General features: G+C 38.6%; 17 protein-coding genes, 4 tRNA genes and 1 pseudogene. 4 read left to right on the top strand and 18 right to left on the bottom strand.

Features of this window, described 5'->3' with window-relative positions; genetic code table 11:
* Positions 1-99: 99 nt before the first annotated feature.
* The 4 genes from BMY14_RS18055 to BMY14_RS18070 all read left to right on the top strand — a co-directional run bounded on the left by BMY14_RS18055 (position 100) and on the right by BMY14_RS18070 (position 454).
* Positions 100-175, top strand: a tRNA-Thr gene (locus BMY14_RS18055).
* 12 nt (positions 176-187) lie between these two features.
* Positions 188-273: transfer RNA gene (locus BMY14_RS18060), tRNA-Tyr, on the top strand.
* Between the two features lie 19 nt (positions 274-292).
* A tRNA-Met gene (locus tag BMY14_RS18065) sits at positions 293-368 on the top strand.
* A 9-nt stretch (positions 369-377) separates the two neighbouring features.
* A tRNA-Met gene (locus tag BMY14_RS18070) sits at positions 378-454 on the top strand.
* A 108-nt stretch (positions 455-562) separates the two neighbouring features.
* Here BMY14_RS18070 and BMY14_RS18075 read toward each other — a convergent pair.
* From BMY14_RS18075 to BMY14_RS18160, 18 genes and pseudogenes are all read right to left on the bottom strand, one after another.
* Positions 563-1,849, bottom strand: a complete 1,287-nt coding sequence (locus BMY14_RS18075; protein ID WP_091835000.1) for an S-layer homology domain-containing protein — start codon at positions 1,847-1,849, stop codon at positions 563-565.
* Positions 1,850-1,936: 87 nt separating this feature from the next.
* Complete coding sequence (locus tag BMY14_RS18080; protein WP_091835003.1) at positions 1,937-3,301, bottom strand: PTS sugar transporter subunit IIC; 1,365 nt, start codon at positions 3,299-3,301, stop codon at positions 1,937-1,939.
* 332 nt (positions 3,302-3,633) lie between these two features.
* Positions 3,634-4,470, bottom strand: coding sequence for a MurR/RpiR family transcriptional regulator (locus tag BMY14_RS18085; protein WP_091835006.1), 837 nt, complete (start codon positions 4,468-4,470; stop codon positions 3,634-3,636).
* A 247-nt stretch (positions 4,471-4,717) separates the two neighbouring features.
* Entirely contained in the window at positions 4,718-5,620 is a 903-nt protein-coding gene (locus tag BMY14_RS18090; protein WP_091835008.1) for a VirK/YbjX family protein, read from the bottom strand.
* A 171-nt stretch (positions 5,621-5,791) separates the two neighbouring features.
* Positions 5,792-6,733, bottom strand: coding sequence for a chemotaxis protein (locus tag BMY14_RS18095; RefSeq protein WP_019553289.1), 942 nt, complete (start codon positions 6,731-6,733; stop codon positions 5,792-5,794).
* Between the two features lie 360 nt (positions 6,734-7,093).
* A complete protein-coding gene (locus tag BMY14_RS18100) occupies positions 7,094-7,963 on the bottom strand; it encodes a CvfB family protein (RefSeq protein ID WP_091835011.1) in 870 nt (289 codons plus the stop codon).
* Positions 7,964-7,971: 8 nt separating this feature from the next.
* Positions 7,972-8,322, bottom strand: coding sequence for a ribosome silencing factor (gene rsfS / locus BMY14_RS18105; protein WP_019553291.1), 351 nt, complete (start codon positions 8,320-8,322; stop codon positions 7,972-7,974).
* Positions 8,323-8,348: 26 nt separating this feature from the next.
* Positions 8,349-9,368, bottom strand: a complete 1,020-nt coding sequence (locus BMY14_RS18110; RefSeq protein WP_091835014.1) for an LCP family protein — start codon at positions 9,366-9,368, stop codon at positions 8,349-8,351.
* A 7-nt stretch (positions 9,369-9,375) separates the two neighbouring features.
* On the bottom strand, positions 9,376-9,939 hold the full coding sequence (yqeK, locus tag BMY14_RS18115; RefSeq protein ID WP_091835017.1) for a bis(5'-nucleosyl)-tetraphosphatase (symmetrical) YqeK: 564 nt from the start codon (positions 9,937-9,939) through the stop codon (positions 9,376-9,378).
* Positions 9,940-10,048: 109 nt separating this feature from the next.
* The gene (gene nadD, locus BMY14_RS18120) at positions 10,049-10,663 is read right to left on the bottom strand and encodes a nicotinate-nucleotide adenylyltransferase (protein ID WP_019553294.1); all 615 of its coding nucleotides are present in this window, start codon (positions 10,661-10,663) and stop codon (positions 10,049-10,051) included.
* 224 nt (positions 10,664-10,887) lie between these two features.
* Positions 10,888-12,141 carry a glutamate-5-semialdehyde dehydrogenase gene (locus BMY14_RS18125; protein WP_091835020.1) on the bottom strand — a complete coding sequence of 418 codons (1,254 nt, stop codon included), beginning with the start codon at positions 12,139-12,141 and terminating at the stop codon, positions 10,888-10,890.
* A gap of 26 nt (positions 12,142-12,167) precedes the next feature.
* Complete coding sequence (gene proB / locus BMY14_RS18130) at positions 12,168-13,295, bottom strand: glutamate 5-kinase (RefSeq protein ID WP_091835023.1); 1,128 nt, start codon at positions 13,293-13,295, stop codon at positions 12,168-12,170.
* A gap of 81 nt (positions 13,296-13,376) precedes the next feature.
* On the bottom strand, positions 13,377-13,679 hold the full coding sequence (gene yhbY / locus BMY14_RS18135) for a ribosome assembly RNA-binding protein YhbY (protein ID WP_019553298.1): 303 nt from the start codon (positions 13,677-13,679) through the stop codon (positions 13,377-13,379).
* 19 nt (positions 13,680-13,698) lie between these two features.
* On the bottom strand, positions 13,699-14,973 hold the full coding sequence (gene obgE / locus BMY14_RS18140; RefSeq protein ID WP_091835026.1) for a GTPase ObgE: 1,275 nt from the start codon (positions 14,971-14,973) through the stop codon (positions 13,699-13,701).
* Positions 14,974-15,113: 140 nt separating this feature from the next.
* Entirely contained in the window at positions 15,114-15,404 is a 291-nt protein-coding gene (gene rpmA / locus BMY14_RS18145; protein WP_019553300.1) for a 50S ribosomal protein L27, read from the bottom strand.
* Between the two features lie 7 nt (positions 15,405-15,411).
* The gene (locus BMY14_RS18150) at positions 15,412-15,732 is read right to left on the bottom strand and encodes a ribosomal-processing cysteine protease Prp (RefSeq protein ID WP_019553301.1); all 321 of its coding nucleotides are present in this window, start codon (positions 15,730-15,732) and stop codon (positions 15,412-15,414) included.
* 9 nt (positions 15,733-15,741) lie between these two features.
* On the bottom strand, positions 15,742-16,053 hold the full coding sequence (gene rplU / locus BMY14_RS18155; RefSeq protein WP_091835029.1) for a 50S ribosomal protein L21: 312 nt from the start codon (positions 16,051-16,053) through the stop codon (positions 15,742-15,744).
* Between the two features lie 147 nt (positions 16,054-16,200).
* Positions 16,201-17,642 (bottom strand): annotated as a pseudogene (locus tag BMY14_RS18160) (Rne/Rng family ribonuclease).

Below are 17,642 nucleotides of genomic sequence, written 5' to 3' on the forward strand. Positions count from 1 at the left end.
GAACGTTCTAACTTAAATTCAACCGGATAAATAAAAAACATAAAAAAATCATTGACATTTATACGTGTGATGCTTATAATAAATATAGTTCTTAAGCGCGCTGGTGTAGCTCAATTGGTAGAGCAGCTGACTTGTAATCAGCAGGTTGGGAGTTCAAGTCTTCTCGCCAGCTCCATTGCACAAGAATGGGTAGGTGCCCGAGTGGTTAAAGGGAGCAGACTGTAAATCTGCCAACTTCGGTTTACGATGGTTCGAATCCATCCCTGCCCACCAAATTTCATATTGTTTTTATCGCGGGGTGGAGCAGTTGGTAGCTCGTCGGGCTCATAACCCGAAGGTCACAAGTTCGAGTCTTGTCCCCGCAACCAATTTCAGTCGGCGGCGTAGCTCAGTTGGCTAGAGCATGCGGTTCATACCCGCAGTGTCCGGAGTTCGAATCTCTGCGCCGCCACCATTATGTAATGTAAGCACACAGCACTGTGTGCTTTTTTTGTTATAACGACATAAAACAAAAAAGCAGCCCGGAATAATTATTCCGGGCTGCTTTTTTGTTTTACTTTGCTTAGAAATGAAAATCGATCTGCGTACGGAACAAATTACGATCTTTCGTCCCGACTACCTGATCCTGTTTCGAATAGAAGGTTTCCCATTGAACGTTTGTAAACGGTACATACGTTACACCAAGAATCCAGCCTTTTACATTATCAGGCATCGAACCCCATTCATCATCATGCGATATATCACCATATGGTGCCAGCTTGAAATAGCGGAAATAAGAACCAAATGACCCTACTTTTTTAAGATCGGTGCCTTTATAATCCAATCGATATTCCTGTGATGAATTATTATTTTCGGCATTTGTTCTAGAATACGTTGCTGTCAATTTTAAATTATCAACCAGCTGCGTACGCAAGTCAATAGAACCCCATCTGCCTGCGCCATAAATATCTTTGTCTTTATTAGCACCAATTGCGATATTTGTTTCTAAATTGTGTCCTAATTTTCCCGCAAAATTCATACCATATAGATTCATGTTATCCTGTACATTTTGGTCGGTTGTCCCAATCCATTGTGTAAGTCCACTTTGTCGAGGCCGTAAATTAAAAACGCTTACTTTCCAATCAGGCGTAACATTATAATCCAGCATCACGCCATCCGCGGCATGGCCAAACAGAACATTCTGATAACCAAGACCCCACCATTTTGTCCCCAAAGTTACGCCAACAGCACCAACCTTACCTTCTGCCCATATTCTTTGAATGGTTCCATCTTGGTCGTCACTACTATGCGATTTAGCAGTTGGACGCCAATCCTGATTTGCTGTATAGCCTTTGCGTGTTTCACTTTGGAAATGCGCATCCCAGTTTTCATCAACTTTCATCTTGCCTTCAAAGTCCATGTAAAAATGTTTATTATTATTTTCTGATCCAAACGTGCTTCCAGTGCTAGAATCATCACTATCATATTTTGCCCGCACAAAACCACTAAGCATAACATTATCGACTCTCTTATCAAGGGCTGTATATTTAGCATCAAGATTTTTCATTTCAGATGCATATTCTTTTTCTAATTTTTCTACCAATGCTTGATCTGCTGGATTTGCTGTTTGTAAATGATCCACGGCTCTAGCCACAACAACCGCCATTTCATAACGACTCATCGATCGGTCCCCGGCAAAGGTACCATCACCATTTCCTTCAATAATACCGTCTTTTGTTAATTGATTGATGGCAGCATAACTCCAATGGTCTTTCGGAACATCCGAAAAACTGTTTGTTGCGGCAAATGCTGAACTTGTGATACCAACCGATAAAGCCAAGGCGATTACTGTACTCAATTTTTTATTCATTTCACTAACCCCTTTTAAGAAATTTATTCATATTTTTTCACAAAATATCATCTATAGGTCTTTTCTATTTTTAGTGAGTTACTTAACTTATTGTGTTTTAAGCTGCAAGTTTTCCTTATTATCCACAGAATCAGACGTATTATTCTTAGCTTTATCTGCATCCAATTCTTCTTGATAATAAATATTGTCCTGTATTTTCATGAACGGGAAATACACTGCGGTAGCCATAGCCACAATCGCAATTTGTACTACGGCTCCCTGCCAGCCCGCTAATAAAAATCCTGCAATTACCGTTGGTGTGGTCCACGGAACCTGCACTGCTGAAAACGGTGACATAAAGCCGACTGCAATTGCCACATAGGTCATGATCATCGCAATAACTGGAACACCGATAAAGGGGAAAATAAAATAGGGATTAAATACAATTGGCAAGCCAAAGATAATCGGCTCGTTGATATTAAACAGTCCTGGTATAAAAGCGAGTTTTGAAATTGATTTCATCTGTGCTGACCGTGCTGCTATAAAGGCTGAAATCAACAATCCTAATGTAATCCCACAGCCACCACTTTTGATAAATACATCCGATACTTGGATTGTAATGATTTTTGCCTGCGGATTGCCAATAAGCGACATCCCAGCATCTAATAAGTGCTGATTGTCAATCGCATTCGCCGTAAGTATTGGTCCTACTACACCACCAACTATGTTCGGTCCATGAATTCCGGCCCAGAAAAGAATGCTCTGGATTCCGGCAATAATAACACCAGCTACCAGATTATCCGTGAGATTTTGCAATGGTGTCTGCAATACCTGAAAAACAATTTCTGGAAAAGTAAGCCCTGCAACGGCCTGACAGAGAAAAAATACAAAAGCGGATCCTGTAAAAACAAGCAAACCCGGCACCAGTGCGGCAAAGGCTTTTGTTACGCCATCCGGCACGCCAGCCGGCATCTTGATTCCAATATGATTTTTCTCACAGTAGCAAAAAAACTTGGCAACCAATAAGCTGACAATAATAGCCGTAATAACACCATTACCGCCCACCCAGCCTTTTGGTATAACATCATTGACTACATCGCCAGCTTTTGTTAAAACTGAACCTTTTGTAACGATCAGGAACGATCCTAAAGCTAATAAAGATGCAGTTATTGCATCGCAGCCTTCTGCTTGACAATACTTATAACATATTCCCAGTACACACAAAATTGCTAAAATTCCAAAAGTTGAACCAGCAACCTGATTCAATGGCGCAGCCCAATCTGCACCAAACTGTCCTTTCATGAAATCGCTGTATCCGCCAATTGGCAAATTGGCAATCAACAAAAATACAGAACCTGCCAAAGTTAACGGAAGCGTGAGAATAAAACCATCTTTCAAAGCCGCGACTGCCTTAATTTCGGCAAATCGAACCATATATTCCAAAAACTTATCAAATAATTCCTGCTTACTCATATTTGATTTTCTCCTCCTACACCGCCTAAACGGTTTTTTATGATTTAGCCATATACAAACCTTTTTATGAAATAATCAGCGAATACACATCCCTCCAGATTGTTCAGTAAGTTTTCCTTGATCAAAGGTTACTTTCTGTTTTTATTCGTATGTGTTTATATCTTATAAGATTAGTAAAAATATACCACATGAAAAAAAGCCGTTCAATCGTTTGAACGGCTTTAGGATATTTGTTTCAATATATGTAGTTGTTCTATCCAATTCGTTGTATCATTCGTCCAAATTTTCACAAAAATTAAACAATAATCTATAAATTCTATTTATAAGAATATTCAAACTCTAAATATTTTTTCAAAAAATTCATTACGTGACAGCGTGCTTTCATAATGTTTGGCAAACAAAACACTAAATAAAACATCAAACATATACTTCGCAGCACTAAGAAAAACCATCGTTCCCAATTCATTAAATTCCCGCTCCGATGATACCCAGAGAGTTTCATCGCAAAGTTTTGTTAAACTTGATGGCTTGACGGCTGTAACTAAAATTATTTTTACCTTACGCGTTTTTAATATTTCAGCGATCTCAATTAATTTATTATTTTCACCCGTGCGGCTTATAATAAAAGCAACATGGCTCCTCGGTGAAGCTAACGCTTGTACATACTGGGCATTTACAGCCGAATTTACCGTTGATAATTTTCCGGCATGCAAAAAGCAATAACAAGCAATTTTCGCAATTCGTAAATTGTTGTCCATTGCATAAAAATCAATATGCTCTGCCTGATCAATTAAGTGGATCGTCTTAATAATCTGCCCAACATTAATCTCATTTTTTGTTTCCTGAATTGCTTCAATTTCAATACGCGCTACTTTATCTAAAATGGATAGAATAGAATCTTTATTCGTAATGGAATTTTCATAAAATCCCGCCGGCGAAGAAACACGCATAGCTTCACTCGTAAACTTAATCTTAAATTCCGCATATCCTTTAAGACCGATTTTTTGTGACAATCTAACGACTGCGGCTGAACTCGTATAGGTTTTTTCCGCCAAATCACGTGCTGATAAAGAAGCAACTTCTTGATAGTGTTCCATGACATAGTCGATAATGACCTGCTCGGTTGGTGAGAAATTCTCTTTTGCCTTTAATATATCTAACAGCTTCATAAGTTACTCCCTTCTTATGCTCATAATAAAATTTAAGCTCTATTGCACACCGCTCCTCTTTTTAGCGAAATATTTCCGCTAAACAACATACTAATTTTATTTTCTTCCTCTATTCTACACCGATAAGCGTAAAAGATGCAATCCATCGAACCTATGCTGTTGATTAACTCCGAAAAAGAAAAATACAAGTAATGAATTGCCAAATAAAACAAACAATTCATTACTTGTATTTTCTATTTTATACGGATTAAACTTGCAAATAATGCGTAAGATTTCCCGTCACCTGGTGGGCTATCTCATCTAACACAACATATCGTTTACGATATAAATTACGTTTTTGCGATTTAACTTCATCAATGGTTTTACGTTTTTCCAACAGCGGAAGTTCAAAAAAACGTTTGTCCGCACTTAAAACCCCTCCAGCTTCTTCCCAAAAATCATCGAGGGATGTCTTCAATTTTCTGTCTAAACGTACATGTGTATTCGTAAAAAAGCCAAGATTTGAGATTGCTTTGATTCGATTCACCCCGATTTGTAAAGCTACCAGGCGTAATGCATATAAAATTAAATTTTTCGGTCGATACCCGAAAAAATGTTTTGTTAAATCACGAATACAATCTGCCCCTCCAAAGCTGCCCTGTAAGGCCCCAATCCACAAAACTGCATTCTGTTTTTCATCTTGACTAAACCCAAATGTAATATGATAAATCCGCTGTTTCCCTAAAGCAAGCTCAATACTCAGCAATCCTTCTTTTCGATCAACATACTGGAAATTCAGGGCAATGCTTAATAATTCCTGCTTATAGTCCGCTTCCCACAAGACAAGCCGCTGATCATAGTATATTTTTTCCAATGCAGCCGCCTGAAAGTGTCGCAGACAAAATGAAAAATGATTTTTAATTAAAAAAAATCGTTCCTGAACGGTTGATTGATGATAAAACACATGACGTGTCAATTGTTCAAAAAAGATAGGATTTCCCATCACAATATTCTGTAAAACCGCATTTTCCAGAAAAAAAACTTTTAATTCTTGAACTTGTTTTTGGTGCAGGCAGGCTCTCACAATAAAAACCAGTAAACGTTGTAAATTAAAATCACTTGTATCCCGATGATGATAAATTTGTCGACCTAACTCAATATATTCTCGCATCTAATTACTACCCCACTATTCCACATTATGCAGTACTTCCGTTTTTACAGTTTCTTATTACAATGCTTCATTGTATACTTAAAAACTGAAATTTATCTGAATTTGCTGCAAAACTAAAAATAGGCGCAAAAAAGCAGACCCGAAAAGAGGTCTGCTTTTTATGCTATGCGATTATGCTTTTTCTGTATCTTTCTTACTATCAAAAATTAACTTATCTAACAAATCAATAAGCTGTCCAATTTCCGGTTTTGAAATCTGTCCATTGGCCCCAAGATTATCCCCTTTACGACGCATTTCTTCGTTGATTAAAGAAGAAAATAAGATAACCGGTACATTTGCCAGAACTTCATCTTCACGAATCAATTTAAGTAAACGATGGCCATCCATTTGCGGCATTTCAATATCAGATATCATGATTTTCACCTGATCTTCAATCGGACCTGGTTCTTTTGCTAAAATAGACAAATAATCCCAAGCGGCCTTACCATTATTAAAATCTTTAACAAATTTATAGCCAGCTTCATGCAGTGTTGAAACAAGAAGGTCGCGAAGCATTGGTGAATCTTCCGCCACCACGATATGCATATTTTCTCTGCTTTCCTTAACAACCGTCGTTCCATTATTAAACGTTGTAAGTTTTGCATTGATTTCCGGATTAATTTTTGCAATGATCGTTTCAAAATCCAGCAATAACACAATCTTATCTGGCATTTTAATAACACCAACGACCATTGAATCTTCACCAACTTCTGGTGATGGCTCCATATCTTTCCATGAAATACGATGAATCCTCGACACATTATCCACTAAAAATCCAATATTATAATTGTTAATTTCAGTGACAATGATGTTTTTTGGTTCTTCACTTCCTACAGCATTCAAACAGCGTGGTAGATTAACCAACGGCATTACACGACCACGGAGAGTAAACAAGCCATCCACAAAAGGATGTACTTGCGGCATTTTAGTAACAGGCACACGCGTAATAACCTCACGCACTTTCGCCACATTGATACCATAATTTACTTCACCAATACTAAACTCCACAATTTCAAATTCATTGGTACCCGTTTCTAAAAGAATTCCTTTTTTTTCCGCATTTCTATCTGCCATAGAATCGCCTCCACATTTCTAGTAAATTCAATGTTATTATAATATAAAAATACACATCATTAGCAAATATACCTATTAGCACAATATTCGTTGTCGCCCGCCTAAATCCTGCCTAACTGTCTCTATTGATTGAAAAGTTTTTGCAGCGGACTTTATAAAAAGTTTTTGACAGCAAACTTCATGAAAAACAAACTTTATTTATGTATAAAAATATATAAGTACAGACCACAATGTAAAAACTCGCTGTCACTTTGTCAAAAAAGGACTATAGGGCACCTTAACGCTGCTCAACCCTATAGTCCCCACCTACTCCAAATTTAAAATTCGTTATATTTTTTCAAAAAACATAAACTGTTAGTTTCATAGTAAATAAGTCCAGCCATCTTTTTGTTGAATCAAACCCTGTCGGAATAAATGCCCCAAAGCACGTTTAAAAGCAGCTTTGCTGATTTGGAATTTATCTTGAATTACTTCAGCTGAAGAAGCATCACTATATGGCATTTTACCACTGCGGGCAGTCAATAATTTCATAATCTTTTCCGCATCAACCGAAATAGCCTGTTCTTTTATCGGACGCAGTGATACATTGATACGTCCATCTTCACGAATAAACGTCACACGTGCATCGACTTCTTCGCCAACACGTGGTCTGGTTGCTAATTCCTTATTATCAGCAAACGCAATAAAGCGCTCATCCGTAAATAAAAAAGCACCTTGATCCGTATAATTATAAACCGCGCCATGGATCATATCACCGATTTTAAGATTTTCAACCGGCCTTGATGCTCGCCGCATTTCATCTTCAACGACCATGGTAACCGCAAGACGACCCGACTTGTCCGTATAAAGTTTAGCCCATACAACTTCACCAATTTGTGGTTTTCCACGCATACCAGCATAAGGCATAAAAACACCACGTTCTGCCCCCACATCGAGGAACGCTCCATCCTTGCTCACATTTATTACACTCAAGCGAGCAATTTGACCTTCCTTCATTTTGGGTACACGCATACTGGCTGTCAAGCGGCCTTTCGGATCGCGATATAAAAATACTTTAAGAACATCACCGACTTTTACAGGTCCCGTCTGCTGCGTTTTATGAAGTAAAATATCATCCGATGTACTACCTGTCTGTGCATCCAAAAAAGCGCCCATTTCATGCAGCCGAGCTACTTTGAGCTCCGCTACCGTACTCGGCTTAAATTGAATTTCTTGTTTGTCTTCTTCCATAATGTCCTCTAATCTTCATAAGGTTTAAATGGTGCATTGCCCCACAAACCTTCTAAATTGTAAAACTGACGATTTTCTTCGGTGAAAATATGGGCCACACAATCGCCATAATCAAGCAAAACCCATCCGCCTTCACGGTGGCCTTCTTTATGCAGAAACGGCACTCCCTGCTCTTGTAAGACGTCTTCAATGTGATCTGCAATTGCCTTTACCTGTGTTGATGTGTTAGCACTGCAAATTATAAAATAATCCGTATTCACCGTAAGTTCTTTCATATCAAGTGTAACGATATCACTTGCCTTCTTGTCACTAGCCGCCTGGGCAATTACTTTACTCATTTCTTCTGTTGAACTAAACATATTTTATTAACTTCCTCCTAATATATCTATTTATTACTTGTCTCTAGATCTTTATCATTTATTTCATTTTTAAACATCGCATCGATTTGTGCCTGAATTCCACTTTGATCCGGCAGCCAATAGTTAATCATGCCAACCGTTGTCATCGTGCCGGGTAAAATATTAGTCGTAACCTTTGCTGCAAAAAGCATCTTGATGATTGCTTCCATTTGCGAAATATTTAAAAGTTCAATGCTTGTGGTCACTCGATATTTCAATATATTCACAATTTCCGGCAATTTCCATATTGTATCAAAACGAACTATTTTTGCATAGAATTCTTTTAAGAATTTTTGCTGTCGTCGCATTCTGCCGATATCCGAAAGTTCATCACTGCGGTAACGCAGATATTTTTGAGCTTCATCACCCGTTAAATGCTGATAGCCTTGTGCTAAATGTATCTGCAAATCTGCATACGGATCGTCATAATCCATATTGGTTTCAACATACAAATCAATACCGCCCAGTGCATCAACTAATTCAGCAAAAGCTTTTGTGTCAATCGCAAGATACTCCTGAATCGGAATCTGCAATAACTTTTCCGTCGTTTTGACAGCCAGCTGCGCACCACCATAAAAATAAGCTTCATCGATTTTTTCTTCGCGGCTTCGTCCATCAATCGAAACAACCGTATCGCGTGGAATCGATAAAAAATGAATGCTTCCATCTTTGTGAGAAATTGCCGCTACAACCACTGTATCCGAACGCTGACCAGGCTCACTTGCCTCGTCGGCCACATCATTATCAATTCCCAAAAGCAATATATTGGTATAGGCTGCAAATTTCGGATCCTGTGCTTTTTTCTTAAGTTCCTGCCTCGTTTGATAATCTGCATACAACGACGAATAATTGTCATAGGTTCCTTTCAGAACAAAAAACAAACTATATAAACCCCAACCTAATGAGACTACCACACTGATTAAAACAATGATAAAGACAAAGAGTCTGCCCCAACGAATTCTTCGTATTTTTTTCATCTTTTTCTTTTTATATTGCGTATTTTTCATGAAACCCTTATCCCTTTAATAAGATTTCATTGCGTGCAAGCACTGTATCTGGGTGAATGATACTATTTTTCTTCAAAACAAACTGCATGGATTGATTAAATGCCAACAGCATTGCTTGGTCAAGATTTTCTTCAGCGCGACGCCGTAAGATAGCAAGTTCAGGAAAATCACGACCAGGCTCAATCATATCGGCTAAATATATAATTTTATCGAGCTTTGACATGTTCGCACCACCGACAGTATGAAAACGAATCGCTTGCTTTATGTCGAGATCTTTTATTCCATAAGATTCTTCCAGCATGTCAGCACCAAGTACCGCATGCAGCAAAATAGGTACATGCCGTTCTATTTCCGAAAAAAAAATCTGTCGTTTATTAGCTTGTTCAATCATTTCATTTATGGTAAATTCCCTGGCGCAATCGTGCAGCAGACCAGCTATTTCTGCTTTTTCAACGCAAACTCCATAACGTTTTGCCAATTGCCCGGCTGTCATGGCTACACCTAAAGAATGCTTATATCTCTTTTCCTTCAATCGCTTCGATAAAAATTCTTTCATTTCTGCAATTTTCATATAGAACACCTTCTTATTCGTCTAGAATTCGCTAAATCTTGACAATTTCCTGTTTAGAACAACAACAATTGTGCCTCATCACAAAAAAAAAGTTTTCATTCGCAGGGCTTCACAGATACAGACCTTCCTTATGAATATATTGTTCAACATTTTCCGGTACAATATATTTTATCGAATATCCTTTTTTAATACGCTCCCGAATATCCGTAGAGGATATTTCGAGTTCCGGGGTCGCTAAACGATGAATTCGTTTTTCCCCGAGCCCACCAAAATATTCTTTTATATTATCAACATTTGGTAAACAGCCCTGCCGCGTAGCAGCGATAAACTGACATATCCCCAAAAGTTCTTCAATACGATCCCAGGTAGGAATCTCCTGAATGGCATCTGCTCCTGTAATAAAATAAAACTCAGTCCCTTTGCCAAATCGACGAATTAACTCATAAATTGTATCAATTGTATAAGATAAACCTGGTCGATTCATCTCCAAAGACGATACCTCAAAATGAGGATTTGAGCAAGTTGCCAGTAACGTCATAATAAAGCGATGAATTGCTGGCGTAACATGTTGGTCTTGTTTGTGCGGCGGATTCGCAGCTGGTATAAAGATAACTTTGTTCAAATGATATTCATCACGTACAGCTTCTGCCGTCATCAAATGACCCACATGAATTGGATCAAATGTACCCCCCAGAATGCCGATGCGGTGTTTCTGCTGTGACATAAAAAATGCTCCTAGTCATAATATTTGCCTATTTCTATAAGCAACGTTATCGTTGTATCTTATTTAATTTCCACAAATCCATTTTATAAACATAAACAGCACTACACTAATAAGCCCTATAAGGGAAAAAAATTGAAGATAATCAAAAAAGTCATGGTTTCCTTTTGGTGTTTGTATATATTGATACAACGTCTTCATACAGCCCCCAAAATATTTTAACCAATTCATCGAACTTGGCCTTCACCCGAAATTAAATATTTTGCACTGGTAAGTTCAGTTAACCCCATTGGACCGCGAGCATGAAGTTTTTGTGTACTAATTCCTATTTCTGCACCAAACCCAAATTCAAAGCCATCTGTAAAGCGTGTCGATGCATTTACATACACAGCAGCAGCATCAACATATTGTTGGAATTTCCGTGCATTCGTATAATCTTGCGTAACAATTGTTTCGGAATGTTTTGTATTATATTTTGCAATATGTGCAATCGCCTCATCAAGATCAGCAACTACTTTAACAGATAAAATCAAGTCCCCATATTCCGTCTGCCAATCTTCTTCTGTTGCTGGCACAAGACCTCCATAATACGATCTTGTTTTTTCACAGCCACGCACTTCAACACCTTTTTCTTTCATTGCATCAATAACCAATGGTAAAAAATCGCCAGCTATCGCTTCGTGCACGAGCAGAGTTTCCATCGAGTTACAAACGGAAGGACGAGATACTTTTGCATTGATAGAAATATTTTTAGCCATTTCCAAATTTGCTGAAGCATCAACAAAAGTATGACAAACGCCTGTACCAGTTTCAATCACCGGAACCGTACTATTCGTGACAACAGCCTTAATAAGACCGGCTCCCCCACGCGGAATGATTACATCCAGATACTGATTCAAATTGAGTAAAATTCGTACAGCTTGTCTATCGGTGGTTTCAATAAATTGAATAGACCCCTCAGGAACTCCTGCCTCATAGGCAGCTTTGGTAATAACCGAAGCAATAACTTGATTCGAATAAATTGCCTCTGATCCACCACGTAAAATAACAGCATTACCTGATTTCAAACAAAGCCCCGCTGCATCTGCCGTAACATTTGGTCTAGCTTCATAAATAATACCGATTACACCAAGCGGTACGCGAACTTTTCGAATTTCAAGACCATTTGGTCGAAGTGTCGATCCAATTCCCTGCCCTATTGGATCAGGAAGCATTGCTGTTTGTCTTAGTCCCTCTGCCATTTGTAAAATTCGTTCCTCATTCAGCATTAGACGATCCAGCATCGAACGACTCATCCCCATTTTTCGGGCAACGTCGATATCCTTTGCATTTTCTAGTAAAATTAAACTGCTCCGAGCTTCCAAAGCGGCTGCCATAGCATGTAATGCCTGATTTTTTGCTTCAGTCGATAAAACAGCCAAAGCAAAAGCTGCCTGTTTTGCCTGAGCGGCTTTGATTATGATTTTTTCTTCTAAGCTCATTTTCACAAAACCTCCAAAACAATCAATTAACTCATTAATACCATATTATCACGATGAATCACTTCTGCGTAGATTTTTCCTTTGAGAATCGCCGAAAACTCGGTTGTTTGTTTACCAATAATCTGCCTGAGTTCTTCAACTTTATAGTTTACAATACCACGAGCAATTTCTCGCTGGTCTTTTGATAAAACACGTACCGTGTTTCCTTCTATAAAATCTCCCTCAACAGAAAGAATACCAGCTGCCAAAAGGCTAGAACCCTCTTGCAGCATTGCCTTCTCACAACCAGCATCCACGGTAATCCCTCCGGTAATTTGTTTGCCAAAAGCCAACCAGCTTTTCCTTACTTTCAAATGCAGTTCTCTGGCTGGAAACACCGTTCCTAGTTTTTTTCCAGCCAAAATATCACGAACAATCCCTTCACGTGACCCAGAAGCAATCAGCATCGTGACACCGGAATTTACAGCAATTTTAGCTGCCTGTAGTTTGGTAAACATACCGCCAGTACCAAATTTTGAACCAACACCACTGGCCATAAGTTCAATCTCAGGTGTTATATCCTTTATTTCAGAAATAAGTTGTGCCGTTTTATCTATTTGTGGATTTGCTGTGTATAGACCTTCAATATCGGACAAAATAATAAGTACATCGGCATCGACTAATGTTGCCACCATCGCTGACAAAGTATCATTATCGCCTATTTTGAGTTCATCCACAGCAATCGCATCATTTTCATTAATAATTGGAATGACACCTATCTTGAGAAGTGTCAATAAGGCATTGCGGGAATTCATATACTGTTTGTGCTGCAGAGAATTTTCTTTTGTCAAAAGTACTTGAGCTACAGTTTGACCATATTCGCCAAAAAGTTTTTCATACATATGCATTAAAATCCCCTGACCGACTGCAGCCAAAGCTTGCTTTTCCGGGATCGTTTTAGGACGATCTCTACGCCCCATACGATCCATACCAGCTCCAACAGCCCCGGAGGTCACTAAAATGATTTCTCGACCTTGATTAACCAAATCTGACAATTCACGCACAAGTTTTTCAATTCGGTTAAAATTTAATTTACCATTTACATACGTAAGCGTACTTGTCCCAATTTTTACAACAATTCGCTTCGTTTTGCTTAATTCTAATCTCGTCTCCATTATGTTTCCCTCACAACTCTTACTGACTTAATCAAACTCCACGCAAAGGCATCTTCTTAAACCATAACCTGCCAGGTAGTCTTATGGAAGTTCAATTTTTGGTCTATCAAAATTTTTCTTATATAAAAGCCCATTACGACCAATTACTTGTACAAGATCCGTATCCGTTCGTTCAGCAAGCATCATAATCACATCTTTTGCCACTTCAGGGCAATTCTGCAAAACGCGCACTTTAATCAATTCTCTAGCTTTTACTGCATCAATCGCACTTTCAACAATCGATGGTGTAAGACCTTCCTTGCCAATTTGTACAACAGGATCAGTAGTAACCCCCAATGCACGTAAAAATCTTTTTTGTTTTCCATTTAATGTATTTCGAATCAAAAATTTTTCCTCCTAAAAACTATTCTTTATATTCAAATTCCATATCCATAATATGAACTGTATCGCCTTGCTTTACACCACGTTCTTTGAGTTTTTGTTCAATTCCTTTAACACGCCAAATATATTGGAAACGGCGCAATGCTTCATCATTATTAAAGTTCGTCATTGCAACCAATTTTTCAAGAGCTTTACCGGATACAACAAATTCACCTGACATATTACGGGAAATCGTAATATCTTCTTCAATTGCCGGTTCATAGATTTTCACTTCTTCAATAACTTCTGGTTCTTCAATATATTCGTCGAGCATTTGTGACACACATTCCATCAACGCTTGCAAGCCATCGTTGGTAGCAGCTGAAACCGGGAATATTTTTACACCTTCTGCTTGGGCCAATTTTTGAAGTTTTTCATAGTTTTCTCGAGCTTCCGGCAGATCCATCTTATTCGCCGCAATAACCTGCGGACGTTTTGCAATGCGTTCACTGTATTTTTTGAGTTCGTGATTAATTTTATGATAATCCTCAACCGGATCTCTGCCTTCTATTCCTGATGCATCCAAAACATGGATAATGACCTTGGTACGCTCTACATGGCGTAAAAAATCATGGCCAAGTCCGACGCCTTCAGCAGCACCTTCAATCAACCCTGGTATATCTGCCATAACAAAACTATGTTCTTCACCTAAACTTACAACTCCCAGTACCGGGGTAATTGTTGTGAAGTGATAGTCTGCTATTTCCGGTCTCGCAGCAGAGACCATCGAAATAATACTTGATTTACCAACACTTGGATAACCAACCAAACCAACATCTGCCAATAATTTCAATTCCAGCAGTAAGTTTTTAGCCTCACCGGGCTCGCCAAATTCCGCAAAAGTTGGAGCTCTATTGGCACTCGTTGAAAATTTCGCATTACCACGACCACCACGGCCACCTTTAGCAATCACAACTTCTTGACCGATTTCGGTCAAATCTGCCAAAACCTCACCAGTCGCTTCATCTTTTATAATTGTCCCCTGTGGAACTTTAACATAGCAAGGTTCCCCAGCATGGCCATAACAATTTTTAATCTCGCCTTTTTCCCCATTTTTACCAACAAATTTATGATGAAAACGAAAATCAAGCAATGTATTCATATTGTTATCCACAACAAAAATAATATCTGCCCCACGTCCGCCATCGCCGCCGCTGGGGCCGCCTTTTGGTACAAATTTTTCGCGACGAAATGCGGATTTACCATGGCCGCCATCGCCAGCTTTTACGGTTACTTTTGTTCTATCTATAAATTGCATATATGTCTCCTTTAATCTCTTCTTTGTGATGTATAAAAAGCTGGTATTAGACCAATACCAGCTTTTTATACATCACAACAATCTACGCTTAGCAGAATAAAACAATACCTGCGTCTATAAAAGGCGCAGGTATCAGTTAATTACATAGCTTCTTCCACAGCATAAACACTAATTTGTCTGTTATAACGGCCTTTGCGTTCAAAAGCAACTTTACCAGAAACCTTAGCGAATAACGTATCATCTTTACCGATACCAACGTTTTGCCCTGGATGGAAGTGAGTGCCTCTTTGGCGAACTAAGATACTACCTGCTGTTACAACTGTACCAGCATGCTCTTTTACACCAAGACGTTTCGATTCACTATCACGTCCATTACGCGTACTACTAACACCTTTTTTATGGGCGAATAACTGTAATTCAAAGTTAAACATACTCATTTCACCTCCTGTGCTCTAAAATGTGAATACTCTTAGGATTTATATTTTCGATCTCTTTTAATCCTAGAATCATTGTTTCCAAAATAGCATCTGTCAGATCATCCGGTGCATCTTTCAAAACTGTATACAAATCGCCGCTTTTAACACGATAATCCATATCACGATGCAAATACTGTCCCAGCCCTAAAAGTGCTGTCTGCGCAAGTGCAGAAACTGCTGCACAAACGATATCTTGTCCGTAGTCAGCGGTATTAGAATGACCTTTTACCTCAAACCCGGTTACATAACCTTCCGATTGACGAAAAATTTGAATTTTAATCATCTTATTGAATTAAGCTTCAATTTTTTCGATAACTAATTTTGTGAAAGGTTGACGATGACCCTGACGACGACGATAGTTTGATTTTGCTTTGTATTTGAAAACTAAAATCTTTCTATTTTTGCCCTGAGCTTCAACCTTAGCTGTTACTTTAGCTCCTGCAATAACAGGTTTGCCGATAAGTACTTCGCCATCTTTTGCAATGGTAAGAACTTCGTCAAAAGTAACAACATCACCTTCATTTGCTACTATTTTTTCAACAGTGATAACATCGCCTTCTGCAACACGATATTGTTTACCACCCGTTTTGATAATTGCGTACATAATTACACCTCCCTATAAAATACTCGCCGATTACGGTATAGTCAAAACTATTTTTACAACCTCATCGTGCGGTTTGGGAAAACACACATACATGTGCTTACATCATAAAATTCTATCATAAGCAAATAATCTTGTCAATCTCTATTATTAAGAGTTCAATTGTAAGATAGAATAAACCTCCGGATGCATACCTGGGATTTTTTCTATTTGTATTTTAAAACCAAGTTCTTTGCCCAGCGTTTCCAATATTTTCGATTGATCCAAAACCGCCGCCACCCGCTCATGAACTTGCACCATATAGCCATTTGCTACATGATGTTTTTTTCCATACGCCTTAAATCTCGGCTGATTTTAATACTCAATGTTTCTGGTGACTCCACAAGACCACGTCCATGACAATATGGACATTCACTATAAATAATACTTTCAAAATTCTGGCGCGATTTTTTACGCGTTATTTCAACGAGCCCTAATGCCGTAATGTCAACCACATTTGTTTTCGTTTTATCCTGTCGTACTTTTTTCTCCATAAGTGCCAGAAGCTGTCCTTTTTGGCTGGCTGTTTCCATATCAATAAAGTCGATAATAATAATGCCGCCAATATCGCGCAAACGAATCTGTTTCGCAATTTCTACAGCCGCTTCCATATTGGCTTGAAACACGGTATCTGCTAAATTCGCCTGACCAACAAACTTACCGGTATTAACATCAATGGCGGTAAGGGCTTCGGTCTTATCAATGACAATAAATCCACCTGATTTAAGTTCGACTTGCCGTTTTCCCAGATTCTCAATTTCTTTTTCAATTTGATACATCTGAAAAACCGACTTACTGCCCTCATATAATTCTACTTTATCAATGAGTTCCGGCGATGTATATTTGAGTAAATCCAGCACTCGCACATAAGCATCTTTATTATCAAGTACCATCTTATCTATATTTTCCGTAAAATAATCCCGCACAATCCGAATAACAAGATCGGCATCACGATATAACAAAGTAGGTGGATTGGATACTTTATTTCTTGCCATGAGCGAACTCCATAGTCTGGTAAGATATTCCACATCTTTTTGCAAAGCTGTCTCACTTTTACCCGCTGCAACGGTTCTGACAATCATCCCCATCCCAGGCGGACAAATTCGTTCGGCTATCTCTTTCAATCTTTCACGCTCAGTTTCAACTTCGATACGTCTTGATATTCCAATATAATCCACAGTTGGCATCAATACGATATTGCGTCCCGGCAGTGTTAAATGGGTAGTAGCACGCGGACCTTTTGTACCAAGCGCATCCTTGACAATTTGAATTGGCAGATTTTGCCCTATATGGATTTTTTCATGACTTGAGATGGCCTGCACCGCTTCTTTTGGCAGTCCATCCCCAATATATAAAAATGCATTTTTTTCCTGCCCGATATCAACAAAAGCTGCCTGCATTCCCGGCAATACGTTTTGTACCCTGCCTTTATAAATATTGCCAACTAAGTGGGCGCTTTCCGTCCGCTCTACTGAAATTTCTAAAAGATCGCCATCTTCAATAATAGCGATTCGAGTCTCTTCTGGAACGATATTCACAATAATAGACTTCAT

This window comes from Propionispira arboris (genome assembly GCF_900109225.1).
In the GTDB taxonomy this organism is placed as follows: Bacteria; Bacillota; Negativicutes; order Selenomonadales; family Selenomonadaceae; genus Propionispira; species Propionispira arboris.

Coding starts and splice junctions, on each gene's coding strand:
- BMY14_RS18075 (WP_091835000.1), bottom strand. CDS start 1,849: ATGAATAAAAAATTGAGTACAGTAATCGCCTTGGCTTTATCGGTTGGT.
- BMY14_RS18080 (WP_091835003.1), bottom strand. CDS start 3,301: ATGAGTAAGCAGGAATTATTTGATAAGTTTTTGGAATATATGGTTCGA.
- BMY14_RS18085 (WP_091835006.1), bottom strand. CDS start 4,470: ATGAAGCTGTTAGATATATTAAAGGCAAAAGAGAATTTCTCACCAACC.
- BMY14_RS18090 (WP_091835008.1), bottom strand. CDS start 5,620: ATGCGAGAATATATTGAGTTAGGTCGACAAATTTATCATCATCGGGAT.
- BMY14_RS18095 (WP_019553289.1), bottom strand. CDS start 6,733: ATGGCAGATAGAAATGCGGAAAAAAAAGGAATTCTTTTAGAAACGGGT.
- BMY14_RS18100 (WP_091835011.1), bottom strand. CDS start 7,963: ATGGAAGAAGACAAACAAGAAATTCAATTTAAGCCGAGTACGGTAGCG.
- rsfS (WP_019553291.1), bottom strand. CDS start 8,322: ATGTTTAGTTCAACAGAAGAAATGAGTAAAGTAATTGCCCAGGCGGCT.
- BMY14_RS18110 (WP_091835014.1), bottom strand. CDS start 9,368: ATGAAAAATACGCAATATAAAAAGAAAAAGATGAAAAAAATACGAAGA.
- yqeK (WP_091835017.1), bottom strand. CDS start 9,939: ATGAAAATTGCAGAAATGAAAGAATTTTTATCGAAGCGATTGAAGGAA.
- nadD (WP_019553294.1), bottom strand. CDS start 10,663: ATGTCACAGCAGAAACACCGCATCGGCATTCTGGGGGGTACATTTGAT.
- BMY14_RS18125 (WP_091835020.1), bottom strand. CDS start 12,141: ATGAGCTTAGAAGAAAAAATCATAATCAAAGCCGCTCAGGCAAAACAG.
- proB (WP_091835023.1), bottom strand. CDS start 13,295: ATGGAGACGAGATTAGAATTAAGCAAAACGAAGCGAATTGTTGTAAAA.
- obgE (WP_091835026.1), bottom strand. CDS start 14,973: ATGCAATTTATAGATAGAACAAAAGTAACCGTAAAAGCTGGCGATGGC.
- rpmA (WP_019553300.1), bottom strand. CDS start 15,404: ATGTTTAACTTTGAATTACAGTTATTCGCCCATAAAAAAGGTGTTAGT.
- BMY14_RS18150 (WP_019553301.1), bottom strand. CDS start 15,732: ATGATTAAAATTCAAATTTTTCGTCAATCGGAAGGTTATGTAACCGGG.
- rplU (WP_091835029.1), bottom strand. CDS start 16,053: ATGTACGCAATTATCAAAACGGGTGGTAAACAATATCGTGTTGCAGAA.